The organism is Plantactinospora sp. WMMB782 (assembly GCF_049179135.1).
Classification (GTDB): Bacteria; Actinomycetota; Actinomycetes; order Mycobacteriales; family Micromonosporaceae; genus Plantactinospora.
In genome coordinates, this window is the sequence record NZ_JBMHMC010000007.1 from 7,051,680 (window position 1) to 7,076,572 (window position 24,893).

Here is a 24,893-nt window from a genome sequence, read left to right on the forward strand (position 1 = left end):
CTCCCCCACCTCAGGCCGGACCGGCGGGCCGATCCGGCTCGACGGACCGGACCGGCTCGACGGTCGGCCGGTGTGTTTCGTCGGGGACCTGGTGCCGGTCGTCAATGGTCGGTTGCCAGTTGTCCGTGGTCCGATGCCAGTTGTCCGTGGTCCGATGCCAGTTGTCTGGGGTGATGCCGAGCGCCGCGCAGATCGCCTCCACCGGCGGCAGTTCGGCGAAGTCCGAGACGGAGCCGAGGGCGGCTCCGGCGACCAGGTGCCCGAGCCGCAGCCGGGCGGCCGGATCGAGACCGCGCAGCGCACCGGAGAGCCAACCGGCGGCGAACGCGTCACCGGCACCGACCGGCTCCACCACCTCGACCGGACGGGCCGGCTCCACGGTGACCCGGTCGCCGGAGAAGGCCACCGCGTCCACCGAACCGTTCTTCACCACCAGGGTGCCGGGCCGGTCGACGAGCGCCCGGACCTGCTCCGGCTCCGCGACCTTCCAGAGCCGCGCCGCCTCGTCCAGCCCGACGAAGACCACGTCGGCGGCCTGGGCCAGCCGGAGCAGCTCGGTGGCGGCGGTGGACCGGTCGGGCCAGAGGGCGGGCCGGTGGTTGACGTCGAAGGAGACCAGCCGCCGTCCCGGCGGTCGGGTGGTGACCAGGTGCCCGACCAGCGCCCGACAGCTCTCCGAGAGTGCCGGCGTCACCCCGCTCAGGTGCAGAACGGCCGCCGGGACCGCGCCGACCCTGGCCGCGTACCCGGAATCCATGCCGGCGGCGGCGGAACCGTTCCGGTAGTAGTAGACCCTGGTGCCGTCCGGGCCGGGATCCTTGAGGTAGACGGCGGTCGGCCGGTCCGGATCGACCTCGACCAGCGAGGTGTCCACCCCGGCCGCCCGGACCTGCCCGACGACCAGCTCGCCCAGTGGGTCGGCACCGACCCGGCTCGCCCAGCCGGCCCGGTGGCCCAGCGCGGCGAGGAACATCGCGACGTTGGACTCGGCACCCCCGGCCCGCAGCACGAATGTCGACTCGGCGTCCAGCCGCCCGCCCGGGGTCGGCGTCACCATCGCCATCGTCTCGCCGACACAGACCGCGTCGAGCGGCCCCGAGCGGCCGTCGAGCGATGTCGACCGGCCGTCGAGCGGCGCGACCTGAGGCATCGGACTCCGATCTGATGCACATGTTGCATCAGCTACTCGATATCTGCATCACCTGCCGGAGATCCCACCCTAGACCAGCCTGCGGCGGCGCAGCAGCGGCGGGTGGAGGGGTAGCGGCGGGTGGACGCAGCGGCGGGTGACCATGAACACGGTCCGCACCGGGTGAACTCAGTCGTGGTCCGGGGCGCCGGTGAGGTGATGGTCGGCGGCGTACAGCACCTCGGTGACCAGGCGGCGGACGTGGCCGCCGCGCGCCCGGTAGACGGCCCGCCGCCCGTCCCGGCGTACCCCGACCAGGTCGGCCAGGAGCAGCTTCGCCAGGTGCTGTGAGACCGCCGGCCGGGCGGCACCGACGGCCAGCGCCAGGCTGCCGACGTCGTACTCCCCGTCGCGCAGCAGCCAGAGCAGGCGGAGCCGGGTGGGCTCGGCGAGCATCCGCAGCGCGGTCACCGCCGTCTCGATCTGGGCCTCGGTCGGCAACTCCGGTTCGTTACCGGCTTCCGGCGCTTCGTCGGGTGCGTACACGAGCACCAGTCTGCTGCCGCGACGCCGGCCCGTCCACGGATCAGTTCCGCGGATCCAGCGGGCCCAGCCAGCGGAGGTGGCCGTCGACCCGGAGCAGCGGCATGACCACGCCGTCCGGGCCGTGCATAGCCAGCTCGGCACGCGGGTCGGCAAGCTGCCCGCCGTGCGGCGCCGACGGCGGCTCCTGCCAGACGTGGTACAGCGGGCCGTCGTCGCCGATCGAGTCGATGGCGCGGTCGAAGGCGGGCCGGCGCTCGGCCGGTACGTGCATCCGGGTCGCCGCATGGAACACCACCCTCGGTTCGCCCGGCGGCAGCGCCCGGCCCACCTCCGGGCAGACCTGCACCGCATCACCCGCGACGACGGTCGGCGGGTCGGCCGCCACCGCGTCGAGGGCCGACTCGAGCAGCGTCGCCGCGTCCCGGTTCTCCGGCCAGACCAGCGCCCGCAGCCAGCGTCGCGAGGACTCGTCGGTGACGTCCACCGGATTCAGGTCCACCCCGGTCCGACTTGCGATCTGCGGCACGTCGTCCAGGTCGGGTGGTGGCGTCCGGCCCAGCCACCGGCTGTCCAGGCTGACCGTGGCGTCGGCGGGACCGAACGTCCGACCACCGACCAGATAGCGGTAGCGGTCCACGTGCAGGTGCACGCCCGCGCTCGACCCGACCTCGACCAGGTGTACCGGCCCGGCGCAGTGCTGCCCGACGATCCGGAGCGCGTACCGCAGCGCGACCGCCCGGCGTACCACGTTGGTCTGCACCAGCCGGGTGCGGATCAGCTCGCCGAGGTCGGCCCGGTAGCGGCGGCAGAAGTCCAGCAGTACCGGTCCGGCATCCGCCGGCTGGGCGGCGGCGGGGCCGACCAGCGACGGGTAGAAGTCGCGCAGCGGATGCCCTACCCCGGCCAGCAGCAGGTAGTGTGCCGCCCCGAAGAACAGGTACGACGCCTGCTGCCCCGGGCGCCGGCCGGTCAGCAGTTCGAGGGTCGGCCGGTCTCCCGCCACCACCGGGCAGAGCGCCCGGTAGAGCGGGGAGGTGGTGAAGGTCGCCGGTGCGGCGGCGAAGTGCCCCGCGAGTTGATCGATCTCCCGCCCAGCCGCCATGTCCCCCGTCCCTGGTTCCGTCCCCGGGTCCCCTGCCTGGGTCCCCGTCCCGCCGGGACGTCGTACCAGTATCGGGTCGCGGCGGTCCGGTGGCTGTGAACTGGAGCACCTCTTGATCAAGCGGGAATGCCCCGCAGCGCCAGTGGTTGGAGGCAGGTGTGATCTTCGCAGTCCGCGTTCAGACGTACGCCCAGCAGCCGGGACAGACCTCATGACCGCCACCGCCGCGCCGGTCGAGGCGCCCGCCACGCCCGGCGACCTGATGACCGGGCGGGAACGGCTGCGGCTCGTCCTGGTACTCGGTTCACTGATCGCCATCGGACCGCTGACCATCGACATGTACCTGCCGGCGCTGCCGGCGATCACCGCCGACTTCGCCACCGCCGAGGCCGCGGTCCAGCTGACCCTCACCGGCACCCTGGCCGGTCTGGCCCTCGGCCAGCTCGTGATCGGCCCGTTCTCCGACGCGGTCGGCCGGCGGGTCCCGCTGCTCGCCGGGCTGGTGCTGCACGTGGTCGCCTCCGCGCTCTGCGTCGTCGCCCCGAACGTCGGGGTGCTCGGCGTACTGCGGGTGTTGCAGGGGCTCGGCACCGCCGCCGCCGCCGTGGTGGCGATGGCCGTGGTCCGGGACCTGTTCAGCGGAACCGCGTTCGCCCGGATCTTCTCCCGGCTGATGCTGGTGATGGGTGCCGCACCCGTGCTGGCACCCACGCTGGGCAGCGCGGTGCTGCGCTGGACGGACTGGCGGGGCGTCTTCGTCGCGCTCGGCGTCTTCGGGATCGTCCTGGTCACCCTCGCCGCGGTCAAGCTCCCCGAGACACTGCCGGTGCACCGGCGGCGCAGTGGCGGCGTACGCGGCACCGCCCGGGTCTACCGCTCGCTGCTGCGGGACCGTACGTTCGTCGGCCTCGTCGCGGTCGCCGGGCTGTCGATGGCGGCACTGTTCGCGTACGTCTCCGGATCGTCCTTCGTCTTCCAGGAGGAGTACGGCCTCGACGAGCAGCAGTTCGGGATCGTCTTCGGGGCGGGTGCGGTGGGGCTGATCGGCGCCTCCCAGTTCAACGTCCGGCTGCTGCGCCGGTACGCCCCGCAGCGGATCCTGGTCACCGCGCTGACCGTCGGCACGCTTGCCGGGTTCACGCTGCTCGCCTTCGCCTCGACCGGGTTCGGCGGGCTGCCCGCCGTGCTCGTCTCGCTCTGGGTGGTGCTCGCCGCCGCGGGCCTGGCCATGCCGAACGCCCCGGCGCTGGCGTTGAGCCGGCACGGCGAGGCGGCCGGCACGGCGGCGGCGCTGCTCGGTGCGGTGCAGTTCGGCATCGGCGCGCTGCTGGCCCCACTTGTCGGCGTACTCGGCAACGGCAGCGTCGGAATGGGCCTGGTGATCGCCAGCGGGATGCTCGCCGCGCTCGCCACGCTCCTCCTGGCGGTCCGCCCCGCCCACCTCACCACCCCCACCACCCCCGAGGTCGCCCCCGCGCACTGAGCGGCTTCCATGATCAGGGAGCGTCCGGCCGGTCAGGACAGGCCGGACGCTCCCTGATCATCTGGTTCCGCCCCTGCGGCGGGGGTGGCGGGCGGCGGTGGGTGGTGGTGACGATGTTGACGATGATGCGGGCCAGTGTGCGGGGTGGCGTAGGGTCGGCGGGAGGGCCGTTCGCGGGCCCCCCTTTGCCGCGTCGAGCTGTGCCTGGGTGAGGAAGATGCTTCGGCGCAGGTCAGCGCCGCGCAGGTCGGCCCCGCGCAGGTCCGCCCCGGTCAGGTCGGCCAGGGTCAGGTCGACCCCGCGCAGGTCGGCCCCGATCAGGTACGCGCCGCGCAGATTGGCTCCGACCAGGCTGCTCCGGCGCAGGTCGGCCCCGATCAAGTCGGCCCCTCGCCGATCGACGCCCCGCCCGTCGCCCCCCGGTCGATCGTCCCGGGTGCGGTCGTCCCGGGTGCGGTCGTCCCGGGTGCGGTCGTCCCGGGTGCGGATCTCTTCGCTGGTCCGCAACAGCAGCTCGTTGACGACCTGGCGGTGGGTTGCCACGTCGAGTGCGACGAGCGAGGCCGGATCGCCGTCGGCGAGCAGCTCGGTCGCGACGCGGGCGGCGGCCAGCTCGGTGTGCAGCGGCTCGGCCGGGCGCAGCGCCAGCGCCTCGGTCAGATACCAGAGCAGTTCGTGGAGTTGTCGCACGACCGGGAACACCTCGAACATCCCGGCCGCCACCTCCGGGTTGGTCCGCCAGTCCCGGCCCCGGTAGGTGACCTGGGCGACCTGCTGGCCGGCGCCGAAGCAGTCGAAGACCGTACATCCGGCGAAGCCGCGCTGTCGCAGGTCGCGGTGGATGCCGCAGCGGTGGTCGGAGCGCAGGTTGGGGCAGGCCCGGCCGGCGGGCTTGTCGATGGCGAAGTCCGAGGAGGCGGTGAAGGCCGGCACCACGCAGCAGAGCCCGAAGCAGCGCGTGCAGTCCGCCCGCAGCTCCCGCCGCCGTCCGGCCGGCTCCGTCGGCGGATCGGTCGTAGCGTCGGGCGGGGGTGCGGACTCGGGAGCGCCGGACACGACAGTCGATCTCCTGGCAGCGGGTGCACGAGCCGGTCCCGGCCGCCGACGCCGGGCAGGTCTCGTGGTCGAGCTGGCTAAAGGGTACCTATCGGACCGGCGCCACCAGGCCGACCAGCCGGCGACCGGATCAGCCGGCGACCGGATCACCCAGCGACCGGATCAGCCGGCGACCGGAGCGACCGGCTCCGGTTCGGCCTGCGGCAGCGGCTCGCCGGTCTCCAGCAGCGTCTTGAGGCTGGAGAGCAGCTCCGACCAGCCCTCGCTCACGCTCTCCAGCAGGGCGCTGCCGGGCGTGAAACCCTGGTGTACGACGGTCAGCCGCACCGCCGCACCCCGAGGCTCGATCTCGAAACTCACCCTGCTGCGCGGCTCGGCGGCGAACTTCGCCACCTCGGCCGGATCCATCTCGTACGCCTGGGCGAACTCCGGCCCGAAGTCGTGCCAGGCGTACGACAGCCGCCGGTAGGGCTCCGCCGCCAGCACGACCTGCTCCGGCCCGGCAACCCGTACGCCGTTGTGCACCCAGAGCATCTCCGAGCCGACCTGCCAGTCCGTCTCGAAGGTGACCCCCCAGTAGCGGCTGGTGAAGGCGGGATCGGTGAGCGCCTGCCAGAGGCGCTCCGGAGTGGTGTTGATGTAGCTGGTGTAGACGAACTCGCGCTCGCTCATGGGTTCCTGCTCCAATGCGCTCTTGAGGTCGGCGAGCGCTCGCACCCGCCCCCGGTCGTACTGCTGGATCCAGCGGTCGGCGATGGCGTTGATCGGCTCGGCGTTGAGGTAGTGCAGCTTCTCCCGGCCCCGCCACAGCGTGCTGACGAGGTTGGCCGCCACCAGCACCGCGAGGTGCTTGCTGACGGACTGCCGGGTCATCGCCAGCCCCGCGCAGAGTTCCCGCAGGCTCTGCCCGTTGCGGGCGTTGAGGCTGTCCAGCAGCCGGCGGCGACTGCTGTCGGCCAGCGCCCTGAACACCTCGTCCATCCCCGTCACCCTCACGACAAACATGCAGCCATCTGGTTGCCTGAACCATATGCAGCCAGTCGGCTGCATGTCAACTCGATCGAAGATCACCGTGGCCGGCCAGTGGATCAGGGGTTTCCGATCCGGGCTTCCGGGTAGCACTTCCTGCCATAGGCGACTCGACACAGGAGGGACAGATGACCGCGCGGACGCAGTACCACGTCGTACCCGAGGGCAATGGCTGGAAGGTGGAGCACGGCTCCACGGTGGACGGTCACTACGACACCAAGGAGAGCGCGCTCGGTGCCGGTCGTGAGGCGGCCAAGGCGGACCCGCCGAGCCAGCTCGTCGTGCACAAGCAGGACGGCCAGGTCGAGACCGAGTACACCTACCGCGACGACCCGTTCCCGCCCGCAGGCTGAGGACAGCCTCCGGAGGCGCCGGCACCCGGCGCTCTCCTCCCCCGCACATCGGCCCACGCCAGCATCCGCAGGTGTGGGCCGATCCGTGCTCCGGTTCGGCCGGACGATGCCCCGGGTCCCACCGTACGCACGCCCCGGTCCCGGTAGAAACCGGACCGTTCATCGCGTCCAGCGATCGGCCAGGCAATCCCCCGGTCGGTGCCGGTCAGCTGACCGCTTTGCGAGCCTGCTCCGGGTCGTCGGCGTCCAGGGCCAGCCGGGCCAGCCGGACGCAGTCGGCGTACGAGTACTGCGCCAGCGCCGCCCGTACCGGGCCCAGCGACCGGCTCGACATGGAGAGACTGGTCATGCCGAGGCCGACCAGGACCGGGGCGAGCAGCGGATCGGCGGCAGCCTCGCCGCAGACCCCGACCGGCTTGCCGGCGGCCCGTCCGGCCGCGCCGACCTCGGCGACCAGCCGCAGCAGGGCCGGCTGCCACGGGTCCAGCAGCTCGGCGAGCAGTCCGGACTGCCGATCGGCGGCGAAGGCGTACTGGCTGAGGTCGTTGGTGCCGATGCTGAGGAAGTCGACGACCTCCAGCAGCTGACCGGCGCGCAGCGCCGCCGCCGGCACCTCGACCATCACGCCGGCCTTCGGCAGCCCGGCGGAGTGCACCGCGTCGGCGAAGCCGGCCGCCTCGGCGCGGGTGGCGACCATCGGGGCCATCACCCAGACCTCCGCCCCGGTCTGTTCGGCCGCGCGGGCGATGGCCGCCAACTGGCGGTGCAGCAGCTCGGGACGCTGCCGGACCAGCCGCAGGCCGCGCACTCCCAGCGCCGGGTTCGGCTCGTCTGCCTGGCCGAGGAACGGCAGCGGCTTGTCCGCGCCCGCGTCCAGGGTGCGGATCACCACCCGGCGCCCGTCCAGCGCCGCGAAGACCTCCCGGTACGCCTCGGCCTGCTCGTCCACCGACGGCTCCCGGGCACGGTCCAGGAAGAGCAGTTCGGTGCGGAACAGCCCGACCCCCTCGGCACCGTCGGCCGCCGCCACCTCCCGGGCCGAGCCGACGTTGCCGAGCAGCGCCACCGGATGCCCGTCGGCGGTCCGCCCCGGGCCGGAGACTGCGGCCACCGCCGCCCGCCGTTCCCGGTCGGCGTTCTCGGCGGCGGCCACCTCGGCGGGGTCGACGCCGGTCCGGACCACTCCGCTGGCGCCGTCGACGAGTACCGTCGTGCCGTCGGCGAGGTCGCGGATTCCGGGGCAGGCGACCACGGCGGGCAGCCCGAGCGCGCGGGCCAGGATCGCGGTGTGGCTGGTCGGGCCGCCGGACTCGGTGACAAGCGCGACCACCTGCTCCGGATCCAGGTCGACGGTGTCGGCCGGGGCCAGGTCCCAGGCGGCGAGCACGTACCGGTGCCCCGGGCTGGGCACTCCGGGCATCGGCCGGCCGAGGCAGACCGCCACCGCCCGGTCGCGCAGGTCGTCCAGGTCGGCGACCCGCTCGGCGAGGTATCCGCCGGCCGCCTCGAAAGCCGCCCGGTGGGTGGCGAACGCCGCGTCGACGGCGTGCGGCCCGTCGGAACCGGCCAGCACCTTCTCGCGTACGGCGTCGAGCAGCACCGGGTCCTCGGCCATCATCGCCTGGGCCCGGAGTACGTCGACAAGGGTCTTCTCCCCGGACCGGTCGGCCCGGCGGGTCAACTCGGCGACCACCTCGCGCAGTGCCGCCACCGCCCGGTCGGCCTCGGCCGCCGGATCGGTCACCGGCTCGGGCGCGGGCAGCGCCGGCACCCCGGCGACCCGCAGCAGCGGTCCACCGGCCAGTCCCGGGCTGACCCCGATGCCCCGCAGCTGCGCCGGGGCGGCCGGCTCAGGCATCGGCCGGCTCCTCCGCGTCCAGGTCCCGGGCCAGCAGCTCGGCGAGACCGTCCAGGGCCGCCTCGGCGCCCTCGCCGTCGGCCTCCAGCACCACCTCGGTGCCCTGCTTGGCGCCGAGGGCGAGTACCGAGAGCATGCTGTTGGCGGGTACCGCCCGCCGCTCGCCGGTCCGGATGGTCACCGGCACCGGCGCCGCCCCGGCCGCCGCGACGAAGAGCGCCGCCGGGCGGGCGTGCAGGCCGCTGGCGGAACCGACAGTCACCGTACGGGTAGCCATGCTGGCCTCCCTCTCTCGCAGGATCGATCTGTCAGGGTTCGATGGTGACCTTGATCGCCTCGCCCCGGGCGACCACGCCGAAGGCGTCGATTGCCCGTTCCAGCGGAAGCCGGTGGGTGATCAGGTCGGAGACCGGCACCGCGCCGGTGGCGATCAGCCGCAACGCCTCGGCGTTCTGCGCCGGGCTGGACCCGTTGGCGCCGACGATCGTCAGCTCGCGGTAGTGCACCAGGTTCGAGTCGAGCGAGATCACCGGGTTGTCCTTGGGCAGGCCGCCGAAGAAGCTGATCCGGCCCTGCCGGGCGGCCATCTGCACCGCCTGCTCCTGGGCCGCGCCGGAGGCCGCCGCCGTGATGATCACGTCCGCGCCGCGCCCGTCGGTCAGCTTCAGCACCTCGTCGACCGGGTCGACCTCGGCGCCGCAGATCGCCGCGTCCGGCCGGACCAGCGTGGCCGCCAGCTCCAGCCGCTCCCGGTTGAGGTCGACCAGGAAGACCCGACCGGCGCCCCGGGCCCGGGCCAGCCGGACGTGCAGGCAGCCGATCGGCCCGGAACCGACCACCACCACGTCGTCACCGGCGCCGACCGCGGCCAACTGCTGCCCGTTGAGTACGCAGGCCAGCGGCTCGGCCACCGACGCCTCGGCGTACCCGACCCCGTCCGGGATCCGGTTCAGCCCGTCCACCGCCAGCACCTTCGCCGGGACCACCAGGTACTGCGCGAAGCCGCCCTCGTAGTGGTAGCCCATCGACTCCTGGTTCGGGCAGACGGTCAGCCGGCCGCGTCGGCACTCGGCGCAGGTGCCGCACGGGATCGCCGCGATCACCTGCACCCGGTCGCCGGGTGCCCAGCCGGTCACCCCGGCACCGGTCTGCACCACCTCGCCGGCGATTTCGTGCCCCATCACCCGGGGCGGGTGGATGTGGTGGTGCCCGAACTTCGAGATCTTCACGTCGGTGCCGCAGGTGGAGCAGTTGCGTACCCGGATCTTCACGTCTCCGGGGCCCGGGGTGGGCTCGGGGACGTCTTCGATGCGTACGTCGCCGGGGGCGTGGAATCGAACGGCCTTCATCGGTTGCTGTCCTCCGGTGCCGGCGTGAGCAGCGCCAGCACGTCATCGGGATCGGTGGCCTCGCGCAGCGCGCGGGCCCGGTCGGTGTCGAGCAGGATCTCGGCGAGGCTGGCCAGCAGCTCGACGTGGCCGTCGCCGCGGGCGGCTATCGCCACGCAGATGGTGACCGGCTGGCCGCCCCAGTCCACCCCGGCCGGAAACCGGAGCACCGCCAGCGCGTCCCGGTGCACCAGGTCCTTGCCGGCGAGCGTGCCGTGCGGGATCGCCACCCCCTCGCCGACGTACGTCGAGACCGAGCGTTCCCGGTCGAGCATGCTCCGCAGGTACTCCGGATGCACCGCGTCGATCTCGACCAGGGCCTCGCCGCAGCGCCGGATCGCGGCGTCGCGGTCGGCGGCGGTCTCGGCCAGCAGGATCGCCCGCCGGTCGAGCAGGTCACCGGTCAGCTCAGCCACTTACCTCACCGCCGGACTCGATCGCCTTGACCACGGCGGTCACCGCCGGGTCCCCGAGGAAGACCTGGAACGGCACGACGACCTTGCCCGGTGCGGCGGCCCGGGCGCGGGCGGCCAGCCCGTTGTGCGTGATCACCACGTCGGCGTCGCCGGGGATCGAGTTGACCGGGGTGTGCTCCACCGCGACCGAGTACTTCTTCAGCTGCTTGCGGAGCTGGCTGGCGAGCATGACGCTGCTGCCCATCCCGGCGTCGCAGGCGACGACCACCTTGTGGATGTCTTTACCGTTGATGCTGCCCATCGCGGTACCCCTTTCCTTCGTTCGCTGGTCCGGTCGGTTTCCGGTCCGTCGCGGCGCTCACCTTCCGGTTCAGCTCTCGGCGCCGGCCGAACGGGCCACCGCCGGGCTGCTCTCGCGGTCCCGGTCCTCGGCACCGGCCGGCGCCGGCGCACCGGCCCGGACGCTCCCGTCAGCGGTGGTCTCGTCGGCGTCGGTGGCCCGGTCGGTCTCGGCGGCCTCGTCGGTCTCCGGTTCGCCGTTGAGCCTGCCGAAGCCGAGCAGCGCCGAGGCGACCACGAAGGAGACCACGGTGGCGATCAGCACGCCGAGCACCATGCCGAACCAGCCGCCGCGCGGGGTGACCGCCGCGTAGGCGAAGATGCTGCCCGGCGAGGGGGTGGCGACCAACCCGGCACCGGTGACCATGAAGGTGGCGACCCCGGCGGCGCCACCGGCGATGGTGGCGAGGATCAGCCGCGGCTTCATCAGCACGTACGGGAAGTAGATCTCGTGGATGCCGCCGAGGAAGTGGATGATGCCGGCGGCCGGCACGCTCGGGCGCAGCGAACGCGGCCCGAAGAGGAAGAACGCGAGCAGCAGGCCGAGGCCCGGGCCGGGATTCGACTCGATCATGAACAGGATCGACTTGCCGGTCTCCTGCGCCTGCGCCACGGCCAGTGGCGAGAGTACGCCGTGGTTGATGGCGTTGTTCAGGAAGAGCACCTTGGCCGGCTCGACGAGTACGGAGGCGACCGGCAGCAGGTTCTGCCCGATCAGCCAGTCCACCCCGGCACCGGCCCAGTCGCTGAGCCGGGCCACCACGGGGCCGATCAGCCAGACTCCGAGCAGCGCCATCCCGCCACCGACGATGCCGGCGGAGAAGTTGTCGACGAGCATCTCGAAGCCGGGGCGGATCCGGTCCCGGACCAGCCCGTCGAAGAGCTTGATCAGGTACGCGGCGGCGGGACCCATGATCATCGCACCGAGGAACATCGGAATGTCCGCCCCGACGATCATGCCGACCGTGGCGACCGCGCCGACCACCGCACCGCGCTGGCCGTGCACGATCCGGCCGCCGGTGTAGCCGATCAGGATCGGCAGCAGGCTGAAGATCATCGGGTCGACCAGCTTGGCCAGGTCCTCGTTGGGCAGCCAGCCGGTCGGGATGAAGAGCGCGGTGATCAGGCCCCAGGCGATGAACGCCCCGATGTTGGGCATAACCATCCCGGCCAGGTGCCCGCCGATCCGCTGGACCCGGGCTTTGAAGCCGGTGCCCTGGACCTCCGGGGTGTACGACATGGCCATTGGGGGACTCCTTCGCAGAGGTATGGCCCGCGTTACCGAACGCGGCCGGGTTCGGATGTCGTGCCACCGGCCCGGATCGGCCGGCACCGGCGGCTTCTTGGTTGCGTCGCTGGGCTCACCGGTTCACCCCTGCGGCAGCAGCGGCCGGACCAGGTCCGGCCGGGGATGGAGTCGGACGGCGTTCCGGAGCAGGTCGGCGGGGCCGGGCATCCGGCTGCCGGGCAGGCTGACCGCCGCCGCCCCCCAGGCGAGGCCCTCGGCGAGGGCCTCGGGGCCGTCGGCTCCGGCCGCCAGGAAGCCGGCCAGCAGCGCGTCTCCGGCGCCGACCGTGCTCCTCGGCCGCGCCACCGGCGACTCGCCGGTCAGCACGGCTGTCGCGTCGACAAGCACCGCGCCGTCGGCGCCGAGGCTGGCCAGTACGCTGCCGGCACCCCAACTCCGGAGCCGGGCGGCGGCGTCGACCACGTCGCCGAGGGACCGCAGCGGGGTGCCGACCGCCTCGGCCAGCTCCTCGCGGTTCGGCTTGACCAGCGCCACCCCGGCCTCGGCGGCGGCCCGCAGCGCCGGCCCGCTGGTGTCGACCGCGAGCCGGACCCCGGCGTCGACAAGCCGGGCGCAGAGGTCACCGAAGGCCGCCACCGGCAGTCCGGGCGGCACGCTGCCGCAGGCCACCACCCAGTCGGCCGAGTCGGCCGCAACCAGCACCGCCCTGGTGATCTCGGCGAACTCCGGTCCGGCCAGCACCGGTCCGGATTCGTTGATCTTCGTTACCGTGCCGTCCGGCTCGGCGAGGGTGATGTTCGACCGGGTACGTCCGGCGATCGGCACGACAAGCGGCTCGACACCCTCGCTCTCCAGCAGCCGGACGAGTTGGTCGCCCTCCTCGCCGCCGACCGGGAGCACGGCCCGGGACGGTATCCCGTTGGCCAGCAACGCCCGGGAGACGTTGACCCCCTTGCCGCCCGGGTCCAGCCGGGTGGAGGTGGCCCGGATCACCGCACCCCGGCCCAGCCGGTCGATCTCCATCGCCCGGTCCAGGCTGGGGTTGAGCGTGACGGTGAGGATCATGCCCGGACCACCCGTACGCCGGCCGCCTCCACCTCGTCGGCGAGTTCCTGGTCGAGCCCGTTGTCGGTGATCAGCAGGTCGAGGTCCGCCAGGGTGCCGAACCGGGCCAGGTAGTCGTTGCCGATCTTGGTGTGGTCGGCGAGCAGCACCACCCGGCGGGCGGCACCGATCATCGCCCGTTTCACCGCCGCCTCGGCCGGGTCCGGGGTGGTCATCCCGCGCTCGACCGAGCAGCCGTTGGTGCCCATGAAGGCGACGTCGACATAGAGCTCCGCCAGCGGTCGCAGTGCCCAGTCGTCCACTGTGGCCAGCGTCTTGCCGCGCAACCGACCGCCGAGCAGCAGCACGGTCAGGTTGGGCTTCAGGCCGAGCGCGGAGGCCAGCACCGGCGAGTTGACCACCACGGTCAGCTCGCGGTCGGCGGGCAGCAGGTGCGCCAGCCGGGCGGTGGTGGTGCCGGCGTCCAGGATGACCGCGCCCTCGTCGGGAAGTTCGGCGAGTGCCGCCTTGGCGATCCGCTCCTTCTCGCTGATGAGTACGGCGTCCCGGGCGGCGAGGGCGGGCTCGAAGCCGATCCGCTCGACCGGGATCGCCCCGCCGTGCACCCGGCGGAGCACCCCGGCCCGCTCCAGCACCGTCAGGTCGCGACGGATCGTCTCCGCGGTCACGTTCAGGCCCTCGGCCAGCGTCACCACGTCGACCCGGCCTGCCTCGCGGGCCAGGCGCAGGATCTCCTGCTGACGTTCCTCGGCGTACATCCGGAAGATCTCCCGCCCGATTGTTTTTGGTTCTCTTCTGTTTACGCCCGTTGTTGTGGCGAGTCAACATCCAGACGTAACAGTCTGGTCATCTACGCGACGCAGTTGGGCATGATCCGGTGCATTACGGCCAGGTGAAGACCGGGGTCGTCGCCGAAGAAGGGCGGGCAGGCAGCCGGTCACGAGCCAGGCCGAAACCCACAGCCATGTCCGTTCCTATCCGGCAAGCTGTCGATGACACACCCGGCGCCTATCATCCGGCCGTGCATGACGACCGCTTCCAGCTCCCGGCCGACGCCGACGAGCGGACCCTGCTGACCTGCTTCCTCGACTGGCACCGGAACGCGCTGGTCCGCACCTGCGCCGGACTACCCGACGAGCAACTCCGCCGACGGGCGGTCCCCACCTCCGACCTCACCCTGCTCGGCCTGGTGCGGCACCTGGCCGGCGTCGAGCGGTGGTATTTCCAGGGCGGGATCGCCGAGAACTATCCCGGCAGCCTCTACACGGCCACCGACGACCCCAAGGGGGACTTCAACGACATCGACTCCGCCACCGGTGAGGAGTCCTTCGCGATCTGGCGGGCCGAGGTCGAGACGTCCCGTCGGATCACCGCCGGACGTCCGTTGGAGGCGCTGAGCACCCATTCGATCACCGGACAGTCCCTCTCGCTCCGCTGGGTGCTCAACCACATGATCGACGAGTACGCCCGGCACAACGGGCACGCCGACCTGATCAGGGAGGCGATCGACGGCCAGGTCGGCGAGTAGCGGCAACCCGGCGGTTCAGTCTCCGGCCGGACGTTCGAGGTCGCGCTGCACCTGGTTCATGCCCCGCAGCCAGCGGTCCGGGTCGGCGGCCCGGCGTCGGTAGTACGTCGCCACCTCCGGATGCGGCAGCACCAGGAACCGGTCGTCGGCCAGCCCCGCCAGCACCGCCTCGGCGACCTGCTCCGGGTCGACCGCCCCGGCGACGAGCAGGGCCGCCCCGGGTCCCTCGCCCCGCTCCAGCATCGGGGTGCGGACCCCCTGTGGACAGAGCGCCTGCACCACGATGCCCCGGTGGGCGTAACTCGCCCGCAGCCACTCGGCGAACGCCACCGCCGCGTGCTTGGTCACCGAGTACGGGGCGGCGCCGAGCAGGGTGAGCAGACCGGCCGCCGAGGCGGTGACGAGGAGCCGACCGCGCCCGGCGGCCAGCCAGTCGGGCAGCAGCTCGCGGGCGGCGTACACCGGGGACATCGCGTTCACCCGCCAGGCGTGTTCCCAGGTCTGGTCGGCGGCGTCCAGCCCGCCGCTGCCCGGCACCCCCGCGTTGGCGCAGAACAGGTCGATCCGGCCGAACCGCTGCCGGGCGTACCGGACCAGCTCGGCCACTGCCGCCGGGTCCGCCGCGTCGGCCGGAAAGTCCTCGCCGCCGATCCGGGCCGCGACCGACCGGGCCGCGTCCGCGTCGAGGTCGTTGACCAGCACCCGGGCGCCCTCGGCGGCGAACCGGGCGGCCAGCGCCGCACCGATGCCGGACCCGGCCCCGGTCACCACCACGGCCGCGCCGGGCAGGGCGAGTCCCGAGTTTTCCGCAGCCACGACGCAGACGGTATCGCCGAACCCGCCGCGCCGGACAGCCGCCACCCGCACCCGACCGACCGAGGTGCACAGCGCCCTGGCCGAAATGCGCGGGACGGTGGCCGGGGTGGGCGCTACCGTGCCGGGGTGTCCGTCGATGTCGCAGCCGCGCTGGCCGGAACCACCACACTCGCCGCCCTGCTGGCCGGTGCCCGGGGCAACCTGACCGACCTGCTCGGCCAGGTGCCGGCACCCGAACTGTGTCTGGTGACGGACCGGCGGTACGTCCGGGGAGAGCAGGTCGATCCCGGGCGGCGCCTCGACCCGACCGAGCTGGCCGCGACCCGGATCGGCGACCCGATCCCGGGCAGCTCCGCCACCCAGGCCGGTTCGGTGCACTACGAGATCGAAGTCCCGGCCACCGGCGACGGCGTGTGGCTGATGGTCATCGAGTACCCGACCTGGCCCGACGGCGACCGGGCGGAGGACGGCGACCGGGCGGAGGACGACGACCGGATCCACGCGGTGTTCAGCCCTTACCGCACCTGCGTCGGCGTCGTACTGGCCACCGCCCTGGCGCTGGCCGCCGCCGAGCTGACCGGCGGCAGGTTCGTGGACGAGGAGATCGGGATGCTCCGGCCAGGGCCGACCGACCCGCGCCGGTTCGTCGCCGCGACCCGGCTGGGCCCGGCACCGGACGCCGACTTCGCCGCCTGCTGCGAGCGGTACCTTCGCCAGTTTCCGACGCTTGGCGGCTGGCCCCGCACCCGGTCGATGATGCATTGAACCGGAAGATCGCGGCGGCTGTCCCGACCGCCACGACGCCGGTGACCACGGCCACAGTGGCCCGGCGGGACCCGGCCGGCGGATGGCGTCCGGTGTCCGGATCGCCGGTCGCCGCAACGCCCGGTTGGGCGTGGTGAAAAGCTGTTGGGCATGAGTTCCGACAGCGCACCGCCCGTTCCGCCGGTCAGCACGAGCCCGAACGACCCCGACGAGGACTCCGGCACCTTCGCCGACCTCGGGCTGCGGAGCGAACTCCTGGACGCGCTCGGCACGCTGGGCTACGAGGAGCCGACCGCCATCCAGCGGGCCGCCATCCCGCCCCTGCTGGCCGGCCGGGACCTGCTCGGCCAGGCCGCCACCGGGACCGGCAAGACCGCCGCCTTCGCACTGCCCCTGCTGCACCGGCTGCCGCCGGACCGGCGCTCCGGGGCACCGGCGGCGCTGATCCTGGTGCCGACCCGGGAGCTGGCCGTGCAGGTCTCCGAGGCGATCCACCGGTACGGCCGGGACCTCGGGGTACGGGTGCTGCCGATCTACGGGGGCCAGCCGATCGCCCGGCAACTGCGGGCGCTGGACGCCGGCGTCGACGTCGTGGTGGCCACGCCGGGCCGGGCGCTGGACCACATCGCCCGGGACACCCTGCGGCTGGACGGCCTCGGCACGGTGGTGCTGGACGAGGCGGACGAGATGCTCGACATGGGGTTCGCCGAGGACATCGAGGCGATCCTGCAACACGTACCCGAGCAGCGGCAGACGGTGCTCTTCTCCGCCACGATGCCGGCCCGGATCGACGGGATGGCCCGGCAGTACCTGCGGGACCCGGCCCGGATCGAGATCGGCCGGCAGCCGGCGCCCACCGGCACCGCCCCGCTGGTCCGGCAGACCGGTTACGTCGTCGCCCGGGCGCACAAGCCGGCCGCGCTGGGCCGGATCCTGGACGTCGAGTCGCCGACCGCGGCGATCGTCTTCTGCCGGAGCCGGGAGGAGGTCGACCGGCTCACCGAGACCATGAACGGGCGCGGTTACCGGGCCGAGGCGCTGCACGGCGGGATGACCCAGGAACAGCGGGACCGGGTGATGGGGCGGCTGCGGGCCGGCACCGCCGACCTGCTGGTGGCCACCGACGTGGCCGCCCGGGGACTGGACATTGAGCAGCTCACCCACGTGGTCAACTACGACGTGCCGTCGGCTCCGGAGTCGTACGTGCACCGGATCGGGCGGGTCGGCCGGGCCGGCCGGCAGGGGGTGGCGATCACCCTGGCCGAGCCCCGGGAGCACCGGATGCTCAAGACGATCGAGCGGACCACCGGGCAGCGGATCTCGATCGGCCGGATCCCGACCGTGGCCGACCTGCGGGCCCGACGACTGGAGATGACCCGGGCGGCGTTGCACGAGAGCCTGCTGGAGGACGACCTCGACCCGTACCGGGTGATCGTGGAGACGCTTACCGACGAGTTCGACGTGATGGAGGTGGCGCTGGCGGCGGTGAAGCTGGCCCACGAGTCGGCGGGCGGCCCGGTCGACGAGGAGGAGGACATCCCACAGTTGGCGTTCCGGACCGACCGGGACGGCCGTACCCGGCGCGACGGCGGCCGGGACGGTGGTCGGGACGACCGACGCGGCGGCCGGCCCCGCTCCGGCGACATGGCCTGCCTCTTCATCGGGGTCGGCCGGCGGGCCGGCATCCGCCCGCAGGACCTGGTGGGTGCGATCACCGGCGAGACCCAGGTCAGCGGTCGGGAGATCGGCTCGATCGAGATCGCCGACCGGTTCTCCCTGGTGGAGGTGCCGAGGTCCGCGGCGAACGAGGTGATCACCCGGCTGCGGCAGAGCACCATCAAGGGCCGCAAGGCGACGGTGCGCCGGGACCGCGAACCCGGCCCCGGGCCGCACGACCGCTGAACGGGCGCCTGCGCCGGCGGATCAGGGCTGCTGGCGGAGCAGGTTGCGCAGTTCCCGGGCGAACTCCGCGATGGAGAGCGCTGCGGTGAACGGCGGCAGCACGATCACCGCGATGTTGCGGGGGTCGAGCGCCTGCTCGGTCAGTACCAGGCCGAAGACGATCTGGGTGATCGTGCCGATGCCGACCAGGATCCAGGGGTAGACCCGGGACGTCCGCCTCGGGTCGATGGTGGCCGCGACGAGTCCGAGACTGCCGACGATCACCAGGCCGACCACCACCACCGGATAGAGCCAGGTCGGCGAGTCGGAGACCTCGACGTCCAGCCCGCCCGCGGCCCGGTAGGAGACGGCCAGGCCGGCCAGGTAGATGACGAACACCCCGACCGCGCTGAGCACGCCGAGGAACCGGGCCACCGCGGCGGCCCGGGGCGGCTGGCTGGTGCCTTCCCACTGCTTCGTCATCGTCGCCACCCTGGGGTCCGCCGGCTTCTGCCGCCCATCTTTCCCGGGTACGGCATGCGGCTCGTCGTACGCTCGGATCGTCCTGGGCGTCTTCCGTGCGCGGGCCGGAGCCGATCGAGCGGCCTGCTCAGCGACCATCCGGGGTGACCCGAGCCCGACCGTCCGGTATGGACCCACCGGCCGCCCTGGCGAGCGCCGTCGACCCGCCGGTCGACCCGACCGGACGACCCCGGCACCGTCGCCGACCGGGCTGACCGGGCGACGCACGGGGCGGCTCAGGAGGGGTACTATCGATTCACATGCATCGATTGCTGTCCCTGACGGCCGGATCTGGCGGGGTGACTGGAATGACGCCACGGCTACCCGTACCCGGGTCGGCGGGAGCACGTCGCGCCCGGAGCACGATGGCCGCGCTGGCCCTGCTCGCCCTGCTGGCCGGGCCGGTCGCCGCACCGGGCCGGGCCGCCGCCGGAACCGACCCGACCGGTGCGCCGGCGGCCAGCCGGGACGCGGACGGCAGCCGGCAGTCGGTCCGGGTCGCCAACCCCTACCTCGGCACGAGGGCGTACGTGAATCCGGAGTGGTCCGCCCGAGCTGCCGCCGAACCGGGCGGAGCGGCCGTCGCCAACCAGCCGACCGCGGTCTGGCTGGACCAGATCGCCGCCATCGTCGGCACACCCGACCGGATGGGGCTGGACGCCCACCTGGGCGCGGCCCTGGACCAGGGCGCCGGCCTGGTCCAGCTGACCCTCTACAACCTGCCCGGACGGGACTGCGAACGCCGGGTCAGCTTCGGCGAACTGGCCGTCGACGACGTCGACCGGTACCGGACCGAGTTCGTCGACCCGATCGTCGAGATCCTCGCCGAGCCGAGCTACCGGGACCTGCGGATCGTCGTCGTCGTGGAGCCGAACTCGCTGGCGAACCTGGTCACCCACACCTCGCCCCGGCCGGTCGCGACCGCCGGCTGCGACCAGGCCAAGGCCCGGGGCAGCTACCTCGCCGCCATCGGCTACGCCCTGGCCCGGCTGGCCACCGTGCCGAACGTCTACGCCTACCTGGACGCCGGCCAGCACGGCCAACTCGGTTGGTCCACCGACGGACACGCCCTCGCCGCGCTGCTCCACCAGGCGGCCAACACCGCCGGCAGCACCCAGTGGGCCGTGCAGGGCTTCACCGTCAACGTCGCCAACTACTCCGTGCTGCGCGAGCCGTACCTCGACGTCGACGACGTGGTCGACGGCCAGCCGGTCCGGGACACCTCCTGGATCGCCGGCAACGGCTACGTCGACGAGCTGCCGTACGCCCAGCAACTGCGGCACCTGCTGGTCGCCGCCGGCTTCTCCTCCCGGGTCGGCATGGTCGTCGACACCTCCCGCAACGGCTGGGGCGGCCCGGACCGGCCCACCGGCCCCGGACCGTCGACAAGCGCCGAGGAGTACGTCGAGGAGGGCCGGACCGACCGGCGCGGCTACCTCGGCAACTGGTGCAACCAGGTGGGCGCCGGGCTCGGCGAGCGCCCGGTCGCGGCACCGGCGCCGGGCATCGCCGCGTACGCCTGGATCAAGCCGCCGGGCGAGTCCGACGGCGGCAGCAGCGTACTCAACCCCGACCGCCGGTACGAGCCGATGTGCGACCCGACCTACCGCCCGGCCCCGTTCCCCACGGTGACCAGCGGGGCGATGCCGAACGCCCCGATGTTCGGCGAGTGGTTCCCGCCGCACTTCCGGCAGTTGCTACAGAACGCCTGGCCGCCGCTGTAGAGAACCCGTCGGTCGTCGGGTCCCCGACATCTGCGGCAGCGCCCCGCAGGCCGGACGAACGTCGGTCAGTAGTAGTCGCGCATCAGCTCGTCCGCCCAGCTCGGCTGCACCACCGGGGTACGGGGGGCGAACTCCCGCAGGTAGGGCTTGATGTCGAGCACCGGTGTGCCGTCCAGGGCATCCAGGTCGGCGACGTGCAGATCCCGCCCGTCGACCCGGATCAGCCGGCAGCGGGAGACGGCGAGCCGGTTCGGCCGGCTCGGCCCCCGGGAGGCGAAGATGCCCACCACCGGGAACCTGGAGTCGGCGCGCGGGTGCCGGGCCGCCGGGTTCACCCGCTCGGGGGCGATCCGGTCGAACAGGAACACCACCTCCAGGTGGGAGAAGTCGGCCAGTCCGAGGGCCGCGTCGGCGGGCAGGTGCCCGCCGATCCGGATCACGGACCGGACGTCCTGCCAGTTGTCCTCGAACGCCTCGCTCCGGCCGCCGACCACCCGGGCCACCGGCTCCACCTGATAGCTCATCTCCACCTTCCTGGCTCCGCACTGCCGCACCATTGTCCGACCAGCCGCCGCCGGCGGAGCGGCGAGGGTTCGACAACGCTGTCCGAGGAGCCGTCCAGGACCGCCCCGACCGGCCGGTGCGGTACCGCCGTCGCACTCGGTAATCCAGGCCGGTTCCAGAAACCGCGATACACCGGTTGCTACCGTTTACCGGCCCGTGGAAAAGGGGGGTGACCAGGCACATTGTCTCCACTCGACCACACCGTCGGCCCGCGATCGGCGCGGGTGTCGGTAATCGTCCCGAACTACAACAAGGAGAAGACCCTCCGGGCCTGTCTCGCCGCGATCTACGCGCAGACCCACCCCCCGGCCGAGGTGGTCGTCGTCGACGACGCGAGCACGGATGGTTCGCCGCGGATCGCCGCCGAGTTCCCCTGCACCCTGCTGGCGTTCCCGGTCAACCGAGGCGTCTCGGCGGCCCGGAACGCCGGGGCGGCCCGGGCCGGCGGGGACGTGCTGTTCTTCGTCGACTCGGACATCGCGCTCGCCCCCGACGCACTGGCCGAAGCCCTCGCGGAACTGCGGGCCCACCCGGAATGTGGCGTGGTACAGGGGATCTACGAGATGACCCCACTCTTCGCCGACGGGCCGGTCGAGTCCTACAAGACGCTCTTCGAGCACTTCTGGCGGCGCCGTGACGTCGGGGTCACCGCGACCACGATGTTCGCGCTCACCGCACTCCCCCGCCCGGTGTTCGAGCTGGTCGGGGGCTTCGACGAGCGGCTGCGCGACGCCGAGGACATCGAGTTCGGCACCCGGCTGCCGACGGCGTACGAGATCCGTACCAGTGACCGGGTGCTGGGCCGGCACGACGACGTGGACCGGCTGGGGCCGTACCTGTCGGAGCACTTCCGCCGGGCCCGCACCTACGCCGGTGCGGTCGTCGCGGCGCGCTGGGCCCCGGGACCGACGCACGGCGCTCCGGGCCGCGCCGACACCGGCCGACGGGCGCCACACCGGATCGACGTCGGCTCGGTGGTCGGGTTGCTCGGCAGCGCGGTCGCGGTGGCCGGGCTGCCGCTGGCCGCCTGGTCGCCGTGGCTGCTGGCGGTGCCGCTGGCCGGCCTGGTCGCGTTCCTCGGGGCGGATCGGGCGCTGCTCGAGTTCGCACTCCGGCGACGCGGGCCGGGCTTCCTGCTCCTCGCCGTCGGGATGCGGTTCCTGACCCACCTGAGCGAGTTCGCCGGGCTGGGGCTCGGGCTGACCCGGGCGCTGCTCCGGCGCGACCGGCCCGGCCGGGTCGCCCCGCTGACCCCGGGGTCGACCCGGTGACGTCGCGGTGGGCCGGCGCGGCGGTCGAGGCGGTGCGGGCGGCGGTGCGGCGGCGGCCCGGCTGGTGGCGGCGGGCCAACCAACTGCTCGTGGTGGTCTTCGTGGCGGCGCTGGCCGTCGGCCTGACGCTGTTCCTCCGGGGCCAGGACTGGGCGCCGGTCCGCGAGCTGGCCCGACGACTCGACCCGGTCCAGGTCGGCCTGGTGGTCGGCGGTGCGCTGCTGGTCAACTCGGTCGGGCTGCTGCTCGGGTACCACTCCTGGCAGGCGCTCTTCGCCGACCTCGGCGCGGCGGTGGACCGGTGGACCGCAGCCCGGCTCTTCTTCGTCGGGTTCCTCGCCAAGTTCGTGCCGGGCCGGTTCGTGGCGCTGCCCGTGCTGCTCCGGATGGGTCGGGAGATCGACGTCGGCGCCGTCCGGCTGGCCGGGATCTTCCTGCTCAGCTGGGTGGTGGTGGCGCTGACCGGGATGACCGTCGGTCTCGCGGCCGGCCCGACGGTACTCGGTGGCACGACCGGGTGGATGCTGCTCGCCGTACTGCCGCTGGTGGCGCTCTTCGTCCGCCCGGACCTGCTCAACCGGGGGCTCGCCGGTACGGCACGACTGCTGCGCCGGCCACCGCCACAGGTCACCGCCTCCCGGGCCGGGGTACGGCGGGCGATCACCACCCAGTCACTGTCCTGGGTGGTGTCCGGTCACCACCTCTGGCTGCTCGCGGTGACCGCCGGTGCCCCGCCGGCCCGCTCCTACCTGGTCTGTGTGGCCGGCTTCGCCGCCGCGACCGTGGCCGGCCTGCTGGTGATGGTCGTCCCGGACGGGCTCGGTGTCCGGGAAGCCGTGCTGATGGTCGGGCTGGCCACCGTGCTGCCGGTCCCGGTCGCCGCTCCGGTGGTGCTGACCAGCCGGCTGGTCTGCGCGCTCAGCGAGGTGGCGGTCGGTGCCGGCGGCCTGCTGCTCGCCCAGTACCTGCACCGGCGGCGACTCGGCCTCCGCCGCAGTGCCGACCCCGCGCTGACCGGCTGACCCGTGCCCGATCGCGACACACAGCCGAAACGGCGCCGCACAGCTCCGATCCTGTCCCTGGCCGATCCTGGCCCCCGTCGAGAAATGTCGGTGACAGCATGTCGAGTTCGTCCGTCCGTACCTCGGTGGCCCGGCTGATCCGATTTCCCGTCCGGGTACTCGTCCGGTCCAACAGGCGGATCAACACGGCCTGGTGGAACGCGCAGTACGCCTTGGGGTTCTGGCGCTATCTCGACGACATGTCCGACGGGGAACTGCCGCTGTCGTTGATCGAGACCTGGGCGCCCCGGCCGACGATCCTGGACCTGGGCTGCGGCACGAGCGCCAACCTGCCGCTGGTGCCGGGCCGCTACCGCCACTACCACGGGGTGGACCTGAGTTCCCGGGCGATCGAGGCGGCCCGCGCGCTCGGCAGGCCGGACACGTCGTTCGAGGTGGCCGACATCCGCAGCTTCCACACCGACCGGCGGTACGACGCGATCCTGCTCCGCGAGGTGGTCTACTACCTGACCCCGGCCGAGGCCGCCGACCTGCTCCGCCGGCTGCCGGCGATGCTGACGCCACGGGGCCGGATCGTGGTGCAGATCTACGCCGAGACCCCGGCCGAGGAGTTCGCCCGGGTGGTCCGCGACTGTGGACTCTCCGTCGCCGAGGAGGCCCCCGCGCGCCTCGGGGACGGTTCTGCCGGTGGCGCCTTCTTCGTCCTCACCGGCCGGCCGGGGACCGGGCGGGCCGGGAGCCGCTCGGGCCGGTCGACGACCGGGACGACCACTGTCGCCGAGGGCCGGCTGCGCGGCGGATCCGCCGGGATGGATCCCACCGAGCAGGCCCAGGGCCGTGTCGCGGCAGAGGCCGGGCCGGTTCAGGCCGCGCCGGCGGTGCCGCCGGGTCGCGTCGAACCGGGCGCCGGGGTCAGACCGGGACCCGCCGCTCCCACCAGGGCCGCACGCTGACCGGTTCGCTGCGTAGCAGCCGCCGGTGCAGGTCCTGGAGCCGGTGCCCCGGCTCCACCCCGAGCCGGTCGGCCAGGGTCAGCCGGGCGTCCTCGAAGGCGGTGAGCGCCTCGGCCCGCCGCGAGGTCTGGCCGAGGACGACAAGCAGCAGTTCCCAGAGACGCTCCCGCATCGGCTGCTCGGCGAGCATGCAGCGCAGCTCGGAGACGAGGTTCTCCACGTCACCGAGGAGCAGCCGTACTCCGGTGGCCTCCTCCACCGCGTCCTGACGCAGCTCGGTGAGGCGGATCCGTTCCGCCTCGGCGAGCGGTCCGGCCGCCTCCTGGAGGGCCAGGCCCGACCAGCGGGCCAGCGCCTGCTGGAAGAGGCCGAGCGCCCGGGAGAGTTCACCCTGGGCGCGCGCCGCCCGGGCCACCCTGACGTCGTGCTCGAACAGCGTGACGTCGACCGCGACCGGCGGGACGTCGAGGGTGTACCCCGGCCGGGTGGAGCGGAGCACCCGGGCCAGCGCCGGCGGCCGGCCGGGATGTTCCAGCACCCGGCGCAACCGGCCGATGTAGGTGTGCACCATGTTCTCCACCGAGTCGGGCCGGCGCCCGTTCCAGATCGCGTCGACGATCTGCGGTACCGACATCACCATCCCGCAGCGCAGCGCCAGTACGGCGAGCACCTCCCGCTGCCGGGGAGTACCCAGGTAGAGGTTGGTGTCGCCCCGCTCGGCCCGGATCGGGCCGAGCAGCAGGATTTTCAGCTCGTCTTCCGACATCTTCGCTTCCCCCTAGACAGGCATCGCAGCTTCCCCCCGCACGGCCGGGCGGCACTGCCCGGCGTCGT

The 24,893-nt window shown here is 73.2% G+C and carries 26 protein-coding genes; 9 read left to right on the forward strand and 17 right to left on the reverse strand.

The window, feature by feature from the left end:
* Positions 1 to 10: 10 nt before the first annotated feature.
* The 3 genes from ACN28A_RS33510 to ACN28A_RS33520 form a co-directional block, all read right to left on the reverse strand.
* On the reverse strand, positions 11 to 1,150 hold the full coding sequence (locus ACN28A_RS33510) for a sugar kinase (protein ID WP_421402326.1): 1,140 nt from the start codon (positions 1,148 to 1,150) through the stop codon (positions 11 to 13).
* Positions 1,151 to 1,318: 168 nt separating this feature from the next.
* Positions 1,319 to 1,675, reverse strand: coding sequence for an ArsR/SmtB family transcription factor (locus ACN28A_RS33515; protein WP_421402329.1), 357 nt, complete (start codon positions 1,673 to 1,675; stop codon positions 1,319 to 1,321).
* 40 nt (positions 1,676 to 1,715) lie between these two features.
* A complete protein-coding gene (locus tag ACN28A_RS33520) occupies positions 1,716 to 2,777 on the reverse strand; it encodes a DUF2332 domain-containing protein (RefSeq protein WP_421402332.1) in 1,062 nt (353 codons plus the stop codon).
* 211 nt (positions 2,778 to 2,988) lie between these two features.
* Here ACN28A_RS33520 and ACN28A_RS33525 point away from each other — a divergent pair, with 211 nt between their 5' ends.
* Positions 2,989 to 4,260: a multidrug effflux MFS transporter gene (locus tag ACN28A_RS33525; protein ID WP_421402335.1), complete on the forward strand. Its 1,272-nt coding sequence runs from the start codon at positions 2,989 to 2,991 to the stop codon at positions 4,258 to 4,260.
* A gap of 57 nt (positions 4,261 to 4,317) precedes the next feature.
* Here ACN28A_RS33525 and ACN28A_RS33530 read toward each other — a convergent pair whose 3' ends face one another.
* Positions 4,318 to 5,235, reverse strand: coding sequence for a pentapeptide repeat-containing protein (locus ACN28A_RS33530; RefSeq protein WP_421404780.1), 918 nt, complete (start codon positions 5,233 to 5,235; stop codon positions 4,318 to 4,320).
* A gap of 243 nt (positions 5,236 to 5,478) precedes the next feature.
* Positions 5,479 to 6,297, reverse strand: coding sequence for an ArsR/SmtB family transcription factor (locus ACN28A_RS33535; RefSeq protein ID WP_421402338.1), 819 nt, complete (start codon positions 6,295 to 6,297; stop codon positions 5,479 to 5,481).
* Positions 6,298 to 6,473: 176 nt separating this feature from the next.
* On the opposite strand from ACN28A_RS33535, the gene ACN28A_RS33540 reads away from it, so the two are divergent.
* Complete coding sequence (locus tag ACN28A_RS33540; RefSeq protein WP_278062141.1) at positions 6,474 to 6,698, forward strand: DUF2188 domain-containing protein; 225 nt, start codon at positions 6,474 to 6,476, stop codon at positions 6,696 to 6,698.
* A 205-nt stretch (positions 6,699 to 6,903) separates the two neighbouring features.
* Here ACN28A_RS33540 and ptsP read toward each other — a convergent pair whose 3' ends face one another.
* The 8 genes from ptsP to ACN28A_RS33580 all read right to left on the reverse strand — a co-directional run bounded on the left by ptsP (position 6,904) and on the right by ACN28A_RS33580 (position 13,771).
* Positions 6,904 to 8,556, reverse strand: coding sequence for a phosphoenolpyruvate--protein phosphotransferase (ptsP, locus tag ACN28A_RS33545; protein WP_421402340.1), 1,653 nt, complete (start codon positions 8,554 to 8,556; stop codon positions 6,904 to 6,906).
* A complete protein-coding gene (locus ACN28A_RS33550; protein WP_421402341.1) occupies positions 8,549 to 8,833 on the reverse strand; it encodes an HPr family phosphocarrier protein in 285 nt (94 codons plus the stop codon). The genes ptsP and ACN28A_RS33550 overlap by 8 nt, the downstream gene beginning before the upstream one ends.
* 31 nt (positions 8,834 to 8,864) lie before the next feature.
* Positions 8,865 to 9,905: a zinc-dependent dehydrogenase gene (locus ACN28A_RS33555; protein ID WP_421402345.1), complete on the reverse strand. Its 1,041-nt coding sequence runs from the start codon at positions 9,903 to 9,905 to the stop codon at positions 8,865 to 8,867.
* Positions 9,902 to 10,351: a PTS sugar transporter subunit IIA gene (locus tag ACN28A_RS33560; protein ID WP_421404782.1), complete on the reverse strand. Its 450-nt coding sequence runs from the start codon at positions 10,349 to 10,351 to the stop codon at positions 9,902 to 9,904. The genes ACN28A_RS33555 and ACN28A_RS33560 overlap by 4 nt, the downstream gene beginning before the upstream one ends.
* A gap of 1 nt (position 10,352) precedes the next feature.
* On the reverse strand, positions 10,353 to 10,661 hold the full coding sequence (locus ACN28A_RS33565) for a PTS lactose transporter subunit IIB (RefSeq protein ID WP_421402346.1): 309 nt from the start codon (positions 10,659 to 10,661) through the stop codon (positions 10,353 to 10,355).
* Positions 10,662 to 10,730: 69 nt separating this feature from the next.
* On the reverse strand, positions 10,731 to 11,945 hold the full coding sequence (gene mtlA / locus ACN28A_RS33570; protein WP_421402349.1) for a mannitol-specific PTS transporter subunit IIC: 1,215 nt from the start codon (positions 11,943 to 11,945) through the stop codon (positions 10,731 to 10,733).
* Positions 11,946 to 12,068: 123 nt separating this feature from the next.
* Positions 12,069 to 13,013, reverse strand: coding sequence for a 1-phosphofructokinase (pfkB, locus tag ACN28A_RS33575; RefSeq protein ID WP_421402352.1), 945 nt, complete (start codon positions 13,011 to 13,013; stop codon positions 12,069 to 12,071).
* Positions 13,010 to 13,771: a DeoR/GlpR family DNA-binding transcription regulator gene (locus tag ACN28A_RS33580; protein WP_421402355.1), complete on the reverse strand. Its 762-nt coding sequence runs from the start codon at positions 13,769 to 13,771 to the stop codon at positions 13,010 to 13,012. Before ACN28A_RS33580 ends, pfkB begins: the two co-directional genes overlap by 4 nt.
* 263 nt (positions 13,772 to 14,034) lie before the next feature.
* Between ACN28A_RS33580 and ACN28A_RS33585 the strand changes: the two genes are divergently transcribed.
* Positions 14,035 to 14,541 carry a DinB family protein gene (locus ACN28A_RS33585; RefSeq protein WP_421402357.1) on the forward strand — a complete coding sequence of 169 codons (507 nt, stop codon included), beginning with the start codon at positions 14,035 to 14,037 and terminating at the stop codon, positions 14,539 to 14,541.
* A gap of 15 nt (positions 14,542 to 14,556) precedes the next feature.
* On the opposite strand, the gene ACN28A_RS33590 is transcribed toward ACN28A_RS33585, so the two are convergent.
* Positions 14,557 to 15,357, reverse strand: a complete 801-nt coding sequence (locus ACN28A_RS33590; protein ID WP_421402360.1) for an SDR family NAD(P)-dependent oxidoreductase — start codon at positions 15,355 to 15,357, stop codon at positions 14,557 to 14,559.
* 126 nt (positions 15,358 to 15,483) lie between these two features.
* On the opposite strand from ACN28A_RS33590, the gene ACN28A_RS33595 reads away from it, so the two are divergent.
* The gene (locus tag ACN28A_RS33595; protein ID WP_421402363.1) at positions 15,484 to 16,122 is read left to right on the forward strand and encodes a hypothetical protein; all 639 of its coding nucleotides are present in this window, start codon (positions 15,484 to 15,486) and stop codon (positions 16,120 to 16,122) included.
* A gap of 150 nt (positions 16,123 to 16,272) precedes the next feature.
* The gene (locus tag ACN28A_RS33600; protein ID WP_421402366.1) at positions 16,273 to 18,024 is read left to right on the forward strand and encodes a DEAD/DEAH box helicase; all 1,752 of its coding nucleotides are present in this window, start codon (positions 16,273 to 16,275) and stop codon (positions 18,022 to 18,024) included.
* A 21-nt stretch (positions 18,025 to 18,045) separates the two neighbouring features.
* On the opposite strand, the gene ACN28A_RS33605 is transcribed toward ACN28A_RS33600, so the two are convergent.
* Positions 18,046 to 18,486 carry a hypothetical protein gene (locus ACN28A_RS33605; protein WP_421402369.1) on the reverse strand — a complete coding sequence of 147 codons (441 nt, stop codon included), beginning with the start codon at positions 18,484 to 18,486 and terminating at the stop codon, positions 18,046 to 18,048.
* 347 nt (positions 18,487 to 18,833) lie between these two features.
* Between ACN28A_RS33605 and ACN28A_RS33610 the strand changes: the two genes are divergently transcribed.
* The gene (locus ACN28A_RS33610) at positions 18,834 to 20,249 is read left to right on the forward strand and encodes a glycoside hydrolase family 6 protein (RefSeq protein ID WP_421402371.1); all 1,416 of its coding nucleotides are present in this window, start codon (positions 18,834 to 18,836) and stop codon (positions 20,247 to 20,249) included.
* A 65-nt stretch (positions 20,250 to 20,314) separates the two neighbouring features.
* Here the strand turns inward: ACN28A_RS33610 and ACN28A_RS33615 are convergent, their stop codons facing one another.
* Positions 20,315 to 20,773, reverse strand: coding sequence for an SAM-dependent methyltransferase (locus tag ACN28A_RS33615; RefSeq protein WP_421402374.1), 459 nt, complete (start codon positions 20,771 to 20,773; stop codon positions 20,315 to 20,317).
* Between the two features lie 264 nt (positions 20,774 to 21,037).
* On the opposite strand from ACN28A_RS33615, the gene ACN28A_RS33620 reads away from it, so the two are divergent.
* From ACN28A_RS33620 to ACN28A_RS33630, 3 genes are all read left to right on the forward strand, one after another.
* Positions 21,038 to 22,084 carry a glycosyltransferase family 2 protein gene (locus tag ACN28A_RS33620; RefSeq protein ID WP_421402376.1) on the forward strand — a complete coding sequence of 349 codons (1,047 nt, stop codon included), beginning with the start codon at positions 21,038 to 21,040 and terminating at the stop codon, positions 22,082 to 22,084.
* On the forward strand, positions 22,081 to 23,106 hold the full coding sequence (locus ACN28A_RS33625; protein WP_421402379.1) for a lysylphosphatidylglycerol synthase domain-containing protein: 1,026 nt from the start codon (positions 22,081 to 22,083) through the stop codon (positions 23,104 to 23,106). The genes ACN28A_RS33620 and ACN28A_RS33625 overlap by 4 nt, the downstream gene beginning before the upstream one ends.
* Before the next feature lie 98 nt (positions 23,107 to 23,204).
* The gene (locus ACN28A_RS33630; protein ID WP_421402382.1) at positions 23,205 to 24,059 is read left to right on the forward strand and encodes a class I SAM-dependent methyltransferase; all 855 of its coding nucleotides are present in this window, start codon (positions 23,205 to 23,207) and stop codon (positions 24,057 to 24,059) included.
* On the opposite strand, the gene ACN28A_RS33635 is transcribed toward ACN28A_RS33630, so the two are convergent.
* Complete coding sequence (locus tag ACN28A_RS33635) at positions 24,019 to 24,825, reverse strand: AfsR/SARP family transcriptional regulator (protein ID WP_421402384.1); 807 nt, start codon at positions 24,823 to 24,825, stop codon at positions 24,019 to 24,021. The two genes, ACN28A_RS33630 and ACN28A_RS33635, sit on opposite strands and share 41 nt — an antisense overlap.
* Between the last annotated feature and the right edge of the window lie 68 nt (positions 24,826 to 24,893).